This window comes from Segniliparus rotundus DSM 44985 (assembly GCF_000092825.1).
In the GTDB taxonomy this organism is placed as follows: Bacteria; Actinomycetota; Actinomycetes; order Mycobacteriales; family Mycobacteriaceae; genus Segniliparus; species Segniliparus rotundus.
In genome coordinates this window covers 3,151,114-3,157,527 of record NC_014168.1, presented here as the reverse complement: position 1 = coordinate 3,157,527, position 6,414 = coordinate 3,151,114, and the positions used below count along the sequence as shown (strand labels likewise).

The 6,414-nt window shown below is 64.1% G+C and carries 9 protein-coding genes; all 9 read left to right on the top strand.

Going from position 1 to position 6,414, the window contains the following annotated elements; translation table 11 throughout:
* Nucleotides 1-505 precede the first annotated feature (505 nt).
* The 9 genes from rpmH (at nt 506) to SROT_RS15345 (ending at nt 6,380) form a co-directional block, all read left to right on the top strand.
* Entirely contained in the window at nt 506-649 is a 144-nt protein-coding gene (rpmH, locus tag SROT_RS15385) for a 50S ribosomal protein L34 (protein WP_013139946.1), read from the top strand.
* Between the two features lie 167 nt (nt 650-816).
* Nucleotides 817-1,209: a ribonuclease P protein component gene (gene rnpA / locus SROT_RS15380; RefSeq protein ID WP_013139945.1), complete on the top strand. Its 393-nt coding sequence runs from the start codon at nt 817-819 to the stop codon at nt 1,207-1,209.
* Entirely contained in the window at nt 1,206-1,460 is a 255-nt protein-coding gene (gene yidD / locus SROT_RS15375; RefSeq protein WP_013139944.1) for a membrane protein insertion efficiency factor YidD, read from the top strand. Before rnpA ends, yidD begins: the two co-directional genes overlap by 4 nt.
* A complete protein-coding gene (gene yidC, locus SROT_RS15370; RefSeq protein WP_013139943.1) occupies nt 1,460-2,422 on the top strand; it encodes a membrane protein insertase YidC in 963 nt (320 codons plus the stop codon). The genes yidD and yidC overlap by 1 nt, the downstream gene beginning before the upstream one ends.
* 59 nt (nt 2,423-2,481) lie before the next feature.
* Entirely contained in the window at nt 2,482-3,033 is a 552-nt protein-coding gene (locus SROT_RS15365; protein ID WP_013139942.1) for a Jag family protein, read from the top strand.
* A gap of 45 nt (nt 3,034-3,078) precedes the next feature.
* Nucleotides 3,079-3,765, top strand: coding sequence for a 16S rRNA (guanine(527)-N(7))-methyltransferase RsmG (gene rsmG / locus SROT_RS15360; RefSeq protein ID WP_013139941.1), 687 nt, complete (start codon nt 3,079-3,081; stop codon nt 3,763-3,765).
* Complete coding sequence (locus SROT_RS15355) at nt 3,758-4,732, top strand: ParA family protein (RefSeq protein ID WP_013139940.1); 975 nt, start codon at nt 3,758-3,760, stop codon at nt 4,730-4,732. Before rsmG ends, SROT_RS15355 begins: the two co-directional genes overlap by 8 nt.
* A 1-nt stretch (nt 4,733) precedes the next feature.
* Nucleotides 4,734-5,705, top strand: coding sequence for a ParB/RepB/Spo0J family partition protein (locus tag SROT_RS15350; protein ID WP_013139939.1), 972 nt, complete (start codon nt 4,734-4,736; stop codon nt 5,703-5,705).
* A complete protein-coding gene (locus SROT_RS15345; RefSeq protein ID WP_013139938.1) occupies nt 5,706-6,380 on the top strand; it encodes a hypothetical protein in 675 nt (224 codons plus the stop codon).
* Nucleotides 6,381-6,414 lie beyond the last annotated feature (34 nt).

Below are 6,414 nucleotides of genomic sequence, written 5' to 3'. Positions count from 1 at the left end.
TATAGCGGGCTGCGGGCGAGCCCGCAAGTCGGCCCCGAATCTTCAGGGCGGCCCACGTTCCTCCGACAGGAGGTGTGATGCTAACACGGCGATGGCATTTTGTATGGTGTTCGTCACTGTACAGGAAGCCTTCCGATCATCCGCGGCGGGGGGTTCGGGCTCTGACGGGAAAAACGCTTCGAAGCACAGTAGCAAGCAAATGGGAAGCCCGCCAGCCGTTCGCGGAGCCGTTCTGCTCAGCGGCCCTTTTTTCTGAGCGGTGGGGTTTTCCTCAGGTGAGCCAGGTCGGCGGGCCCCGGGAAATTTCCCATCCGGCACGTGAGCAGGTATCGTTGTCCCGATGTTCATCGAGGGCTTGTCGAAACTGGTCTGACCGTTTGTCGCGGTTTCCCAGGCTGCTCTGTGACGCCAGCCCTCGGTGCAAGGCCCATGCGGTCCCGCCGACGGCGCCCATGACTCAAGAACAGGCCCGCAACACGGGGCCAGAGCGAATGCGAGGAAAGATATGGCGAAAGGGAAAAGGACCTTCCAGCCGAACAACCGCCGCCGCGCGAAGGTGAGCGGCTTCCGGGTGCGGATGCGCACCCGGGCGGGCCGTGCTGTGCTGGCTTCGCGTCGCGCCAAGGGCCGCGTGCGCATTTCCGCCTGATCCGTCGCCGGCCCTGAAGGCTCGACGGACTATCCCGGATCGCAGCAACCCGGATCGCAGCGACGCAGCCGGACACGGCGAGTCGACCTCGTCGGCGGGATTGCCCCGGAGATCGAGCTGATCGGCAGGGGTTGACCGGCTCGGGTTGATCGAAAAAGGATGCTTCGATGCTGCCGTCCCACAACCGTATGCGCAATCGGCGTGACTTCGCCGAAACAGTCCGCTCCGGGCGACGTGTCGGTCGTGGCGATGTCGTGGTTCACTTTCTGTCGGCCCGGTCGGAGAAACGCGCGGGTTGCCCGGTCGCCGAGCCGTGCGCGCCGAGGATCGGGCTCGTCGTCGGCAAACAGGTCGGCGGGTCCGTCACCCGCAAACGAGTCAGCCGCCGTTTGCGCGCCGCGCTCGGAGAGCTGCTGGCGCTCGTGCCGCAGAGCTCGCGATTGGTCGTCCGAGCTCTGCCCGCAGCCGCAGGAGCCGAAGTCGCAGAGCTGGAGAGCCAGTTGCGGTCGGCTCTGCGAAAACTCGCGCCCGCAACGGCGGAAGAGAAAGGGCCATCGTGACCAGGTTCTTCGTCCGGATGATCGGTTGGTACCGCACATACATATCCCCCGGCCGACCGCCCGCCTGCCGATTCGTGCCGAGCTGCAGCGAATACACGATCGACGCGCTGACGAATCGAGGCCTCGCCGCAGGCTTGGGCCTCGCCGCATGGCGGCTGCTGCGCTGCGGCCCGTGGAGCGCCGGCGGTTTCGACCCAGTCCCCGTCCGACATGCCTGCCCGGCACATGTTTATGAAGGAGCGCCCCGCTAATGCTGGACTTCGTCTATTACCCCGTCTCTGGAGTGCTTTGGGTTTGGCATTGGGTCTTCAGCCAAGTCCTGGGCCCGAAGTCAGGATTCGCCTGGGCGTTGTCGGTGGTGGCTTTGGTGTGCACCATACGCGCCCTCCTCTACGCGCCCGCCGTCCGTCAGATCCGGTTCATGCGGAAAATGCAAGAGCTGCAACCGCAGATGAAGGCGATTCAGGCCAAATACGGCAAAGACCGCCAGCGGCAAGCGCTGGAAATGCAGAAACTCCAGCAAGAGCATGGGTTCAACCCGCTTCTGGGCTGCCTGCCGATGTTGTTGCAAATCCCCGTCTTCATCGGTCTTTACCACGTTCTGTCGAGCTTCAACCGCACCGCGGGCGCGTTTTTCTCCGGCGGTGGAAGCTTGACCCCGGAGCAGAACCGCAACACGAGCAACTACGTCTTCTCCCCCGCCGACGTGCAGAGCTTCTTGGAGTCGCGTTTCTTCGGCGTTCCGCTGTCCAGTTACATTCTGGAGCCCGCCGCAAGTTTTGACGCGTTCATCCGAGCCGGGTCCGCAGTGGAGTTCCAGCGCTGGCAGATCGCCTTGGTCGCGGTGCCACTGATGATCATCGCCTCTGTCGCGACCCACATGAACTCGCGCGCGTCCCTCTCCCGCCAGCCCGCAGATGTCGCCGAACAGCCTCAAGCAGCGATGATGAGAGTCATGTCGTTGTGGGTTTTCCCGCTCGGCGTGCTGATTTTCGGTTGGGCGAGCCCCATCGCGCTCCTTCTATACTGGGTGAGCAACAACGCATGGACGTATGGCCAGCAACACTTGGTCTTCCGCAAGATCGACCAGGAAGACGAGGAGAAAAAACTCCAAGCCATCCAACGCCGAGCCGCGAACGCTCCAAAGCCAGGGGTCAAGCCTGTGCGCAAAAAGTCGCAGACGCAAGCGTCTTCGGACTCCGAGGACGAGTGACCTCGGCCGGATGACGGGACGCGCGCAACCATATTCTTCGAGAAAGGTGCAAGAACGACATGACAGAGACAGAAACAGAGCTGGAAACCGCCCAGGAGCAGACAGAATCCGCCGCTGAGGGGCCTGATCCGGAGAACCTTCTCGTGGAAGAGGGCGAAATCGCCGGGGACTACCTCGAGCATTTGCTCGATCTGTTGGACTACGACGGCGACCTGGATCTGGACGTGGTCGGCGGACGCGCCGCCGTGAGCCTGGAAGGCGGCAGGGACCTGCAGAAATTGGTCGGCAAACAAGGCGAGGTTTTGGACGCGCTGCAAACTTTGACCCGCCTGACCGTGCAACAGCAGACCGGCCAGCGGAGCTGGCTGATGCTCGACATCGCGAAATGGCGTGCGCAGCGCAAAGACGATCTGCACGAAGTCGGGCTCAAAGCCGCCGCGGACGCGGTGAACAGCGGACAACGGGTCGCGCTGACGCCGATGTCCCCGTTCGAGCGCAAAGTCGTCCACGACGCTGTGACCTCGGTTCCCGGCGCTCGGAGCGAAAGCGAAGGCGAAGAGCCGAACCGTTACGTGGTGGTGCTCCCCGAATCCGCGCCCGCTGCCAACTAATTCGGAAGTCCGCGTGGCGATTTCCGCAGCTGGGAGGACTTGCATATGACCGACCTTCCTTCCGAGGAGACCCTGGCGGCTGTTTTTGGCGACCGCGCCCCAGTGGCGTTGGCTTACGCTGAATGGCTTGCCGACGTCGGTGTGGCCGCCGGGCTCATCGGTCCTCGGGAGGCGGAGCGGTTGTGGGAGCGCCATATTTTGAATTCGGCTGCTGTCGCAGAGCTCATCCCGGCGGGAGCGCACGCCGCCGACCTCGGCAGCGGCGCTGGTTTGCCGGGCATTCCCATCGCAATCGCTCGATCAGATGTTCGATTGACCTTGGTCGAGCCCCTGGCCAGGCGGGTTGATCCTGTGCAGCAGTTCCTTCGAGGCACGAGCCTCGATGTCGGGGTTCTCCGGGCGCGGGCGGAGAGCGCGGAAGCCAGGGAGCACCTCGCCCCGATTCCGGTGGTGCTCTCGCGCGCCGTGGCGGCATTGGATACACTCGCACGGTGGTCGAGTCCACTGCTCCCCATAGGAGGCTGCCTCTTGGCGGTGAAAGGGCGAACCGCCCAGGACGAGTTGTCCCGGACGGCTCGCGTCCTGCGCGATATCGGCTTCGACGAGGGAGAGATCAAAATGTGTGGCCGGGACGACGGGGGCGAAGGCCCCAGAATCAACGCGACGGTGGTGGTGCTGCGAAAAATCGCCGAACCGGCCGGCGGGACCAGACGGAGGCGCGAGCGTGACTGAACCCGACGCCCCGTCTCCGTGGTCGAGGGACGCCGTCGCCGCTCCCCCGAATGTTTCACATGAAACATTCGGGGCTGCGCACGAAGCAGAAACCGGCGAATGGGAGGACACCCCTCTTGCCGCGGCTTCCAAGCAGGCGGCCGCCCTCCGTCACGCCTCCGCCCCTCCCCTGCCCCGACCTGGGCAGGGATGCCGCGTTTTCGCGGTCGCGAATCAAAAAGGCGGGGTTGGCAAGACAACGACGACGGTGAATGTCGCCGCGGCCATGTCGATGCAGGGTTTGTCCGTTCTGGTGGTCGATCTGGACCCGCAGGGCAATGCGAGCACGGCCCTCGGGGTCGCGCATCCAGCGGGAACGGCTTCGAGCTACCAATTGTTGCTGGGCGAACTGCCGCTCGAGCAGGTGGTCGTCCCGAGCAAGAGCCACCCGAGGCTTTCCGTTGTCCCGGCGACCATCGACCTGGCCGGCGCGGAGATCGAACTCGTGTCGTTGCCCGCTCGCGAGCATCGGCTCGCCCAGGAGATCGGGCACAAATGCGGCCAATACGATTATGTGTTCGTGGACTGTCCGCCCTCGCTCGGACTGCTCACGGTGAACGCACTGGTCGCCGCTCGCGAAGTCCTGATACCCATCCAATGCGAGTATTACGCGCTCGAGGGATTGGCCCAGCTGCTCGGGAATATCGAGCTCATCCGATCAGGCTTGAACCCCGCCCTCACCGTGAGCACGGTTTTGCTGACCATGTACGACCGGCGAACCCGGCTCGCGGACGATGTCTCCGTCGAAGTGCGCGAGCATTTCGGCGACGTCGTGCTGGAGTCGGTGATCCCCCGCAACGTCAAGGTGGCAGAGGCTCCGGGCTACGGGCAATCCGTCCTGGACTACGACCCAGGCTCGCAAGGCGCGCAGTCCTATTTCGAAGCCTCGCGGGAGATCGCGCTTCGAGCACAGACCGAGGAGAGGTGACATGTCGAATCAGCGCAAAGGCGGATTGGGCAAAGGGCTCGCCGCCCTTATCCCGACCGGGCAAGGTTCGGGTCCGAAGCTCGGCGACTCCGCCGCAGACGTCCTGATCCCGCCTGGCAGCCGCCCTTTTACTGCAGATGGCCAACTGGCTTCCTACCAGGAAATCGACGTCGAGCAGATCGAACCGAACCCGCAGCAGCCGAGGCAGGTGTTCGACGAGGAGGCGTTGACCGAGCTGACGCACTCCATCCGAGAGTTCGGCCTGCTGCAACCGGTGGTCGTGCGCCCGACGTCCCTCGGCCGTTACCAGCTGGTCGTCGGCGAACGTCGTCTGCGAGCGACCAAAGCGGCGGGGCTCGCGAAGATCCCCGCGATCGTCAAACACACGGCGGACGACGATTTGCTCCGGGACGCGCTTCTGGAGAACATTCATCGGGCACAGCTGAACCCCCTTGAGGAGGCCGCCGCCTACCAGCAGCTCCTCGAAGATTTCGGCGCGACGCACGAGCAATTGGCCGAACGTCTCGGTCGTTCGCGTTCGCTGGTCTCCAACACGTTGCGGCTGCTCCGCCTCCCGGTCGGGGTGCAGCGCAAAGTCGCCGCGGGCGTGCTGTCCGCCGGACATGCCAGGGCTTTGCTCGGCCTGGACGGTCACACAGAAGCTCAGGAAGACCTCGCCTCCCGCATTATCGCCGAAGGGCTTTCCGTTCGAGCCGTCGAAGAAGCAGTCACGTTGTCCAGCCACAAAACGAGGACGAAACCGCGAGGAAGGGCGAAAGCGGCCCCTCCGGAAGAGCTCGCGATAGTCGCAGACCGGCTCTCCCTCGCCTTGGACACGACCGTGCAGGTCGGTCTGACCGCGAAAAAGGGCAGAATTGTCATAGAGTTCGGTTCCGTGGCCGACCTCGAACGCATCGCAGACCAGATCGCCCCTGTCTCAGACGGCGGCCATCCGGTCCAACGGGAGTGGTGAATGAGCCGAGAGCCGTTTGAGACGCACGTCAGGGTTGTCCCATTGACCCTCGAGCGCTCTGCCTTGTTGCCCAAGCACGCGCAGCAATGCCTGTTCTGGGAATTCGACTCGAAAACCGGCGATCAAATCGGCGGGGGAATGGACGCCCGGTTCGAGAAAGAGGCATGGCTTTCTTCCGTCCTCTTGCAGTGGGGGCCCTGCGGACAACTCGCCGTTGTCGGCGAAGGAGAACAAGAACGGGGCGTCGGACAGATTTGTTACGCGCCGCCGGGGATGGTTTCCCGCGTGGAGGAGTTCCCCACGGCCCCAGTGAGCCCGGACGCCGTGCTGATCACCTACGCGGGCGTGGAAGACGGGCACGATTTCGACGAGGTCGCCACCCCCCTGCTTCTTGCGAGCATCGCCGACCTCGCCAGCCGCGGCGTTCGAGCAGTGGAAGCATTTGGCCGCGAAGACGAGGCGGACGCGGACGAAGACACGAAGCGGTGCGTGAACCCGTCAGAATTTTTCAAAGCAGCCGGGTTCTCCGTCGCGGCCGCCCATCGTCATTACCCCCGGTTGCGTCTGGAACTCGGCGGCACGGGACTCCTGTGGCGGGCGAGCGTGGAAGAAGCCTTGGCGGAACTTGTGGAAGAAGCCCGGCTGCGCCCCCTTCTTGTCGGCGCCTCGTCCTGAGCGAACCGGAATGTTTCACATGAAACATTCGGGA

Bases quoted from the DNA above. Each gene is read 5' to 3' on its own strand.
- rpmH (WP_013139946.1), top strand. From the start codon at position 506: ATGGCGAAAGGGAAAAGGACCTTCCAGCCGAACAACCGCCGCCGCGCG.
- rnpA (WP_013139945.1), top strand. From the start codon at position 817: ATGCTGCCGTCCCACAACCGTATGCGCAATCGGCGTGACTTCGCCGAA.
- yidC (WP_013139943.1), top strand. From the start codon at position 1,460: ATGCTGGACTTCGTCTATTACCCCGTCTCTGGAGTGCTTTGGGTTTGG.
- SROT_RS15365 (WP_013139942.1), top strand. From the start codon at position 2,482: ATGACAGAGACAGAAACAGAGCTGGAAACCGCCCAGGAGCAGACAGAA.
- rsmG (WP_013139941.1), top strand. From the start codon at position 3,079: ATGACCGACCTTCCTTCCGAGGAGACCCTGGCGGCTGTTTTTGGCGAC.
- SROT_RS15350 (WP_013139939.1), top strand. From the start codon at position 4,734: ATGTCGAATCAGCGCAAAGGCGGATTGGGCAAAGGGCTCGCCGCCCTT.
- SROT_RS15345 (WP_013139938.1), top strand. From the start codon at position 5,706: ATGAGCCGAGAGCCGTTTGAGACGCACGTCAGGGTTGTCCCATTGACC.